The 1,430-nt window shown below is 46.4% G+C and carries 1 protein-coding gene; it reads right to left on the minus strand.

Translation table 11 applies throughout. The features are described from left to right. Positions 1–740: 740 nt before the first annotated feature. Positions 741–1,277, minus strand: coding sequence for a hypothetical protein (locus tag G3446_RS26695; RefSeq protein WP_164456679.1), 537 nt, complete (start codon positions 1,275–1,277; stop codon positions 741–743). Positions 1,278–1,430 lie beyond the last annotated feature (153 nt).

Here is a 1,430-nt window from a genome sequence, read left to right on the forward strand (position 1 = left end):
GACGATGCGTGGAAGCGCTGTCAGTCGCGGGTGAGTGATGAGCTCCTGCAAAGCCCCGCGGAGCGGATTAGTTCAACGTGCAGCCTAAGCCGGGCCGTACTGCGCCCCTGATGAGGCCGAGTACAACCCGCCAAGCTCGACGGCGCAGTACGGGCTCGGCTTTAGGCGCTTGTTAGCCGATATTAGTTGAATAGACATGGCTCACTTTCGGTGATTGAGCCACACAAAACCGATAAAACTTTGAATGCAACACTGGCGTTTCTGCCCTCGCACTTCATCAGCTACATCAAAGCCGCGAGGGGCTAACGTTGCAATTCGCCGGAGCCGAACGCTAGCGAGGCGTCCATGTGGAACGGCTTGGTTAGCACTGCCAGATGCAGCTAGAATTTTTGCATTTATCTTTCATATCTTTCCCTCGAACATCCATCTTATTGTTTTGATCTCGACTTTCTTTTAAGTTTGTCAAAAAACAACCATTCCCACGGAAAAAATATCACACAAATCATTATACCTACGATCTGAATTGTACCCCATTCTTTTTCTGGCCCAGCAAACCCATACAGAAGACCGCCCACCAATAGGATAGAGATTATCAAAAGAAGCCTGATTAAAATATATCGGCCTTTCGCTTTCTCATTCGGTTTGTCATCTATTGATGCCATTTTTGTACGCTTTGTAGTGCTAACGTCGCAAATAACCGGCGCTGAGCGAGAGCGAAGCGTCCGAGTTGATTTGCCTTGTTATGTGCATTTTATGCGTGGCTGTTCATTAATGAAGCGTACTAAATCGCCTAACGTGTGAACTTTTTCATAGTACGGATTTTTCTCGGTATTTTTCATAGAGCGGCCTGTTCTTTGAGCAATTTCTTCCAATAGATCAAGGTCTAAATCTTCTTCATCGATTTCTAGTAAATCGAATAGATCATCTTCGGCCCTTAAGGGAAGAGAAACCTTATTCATTGAGACATATTCTTGAATTTGCTCATAAACAGCCCGTATTACCCAAGTGTCTATTTCCCTACAGTTGAATGAGCGGGAAAACTGACATATACCCTCGTTTTTTCTTTGTGTGGCTAGTAATAAAAATTTGTTTGTACGTCTTTTGTTATCAAAGTAGCTGTATATAGCGATTACTGGAATAAGAACCAGAAGAACCGGGGCCTTCCAAAATGCCGACAGAAAGAGCAATGCCACGGAGCCTATGAACATCCAGCCAAGAAACGGCTTACCGTCATTTAGCGGAGTATATTGGGGCATAAATCGGCTAGCTTGCTTCATGGTTGTTTACACATAACTATTAAGCATTTATCCATCGGGCGCATGGCTGTGAGCGTGGTCTCGCTCCGACGCTGGCGCGCCCGATGGATAAATGTCTGTTGGACTAATCCGATCCTGGCACGACGCCGCCAACCGCGCGGATGCGGGCATGCC

The sequence above is a fragment of the Thiorhodococcus minor genome (assembly GCF_010820565.1).
GTDB classification, from domain to species: Bacteria; Pseudomonadota; Gammaproteobacteria; order Chromatiales; family Chromatiaceae; genus Thiorhodococcus; species Thiorhodococcus minor.

What these genes read in the sequence shown, in the direction of transcription:
- G3446_RS26695 (WP_164456679.1), bottom strand. Translation starts at nt 1,277, where the DNA reads ATGAAGCAAGCTAGCCGATTTATGCCCCAATATACTCCGCTAAATGAC.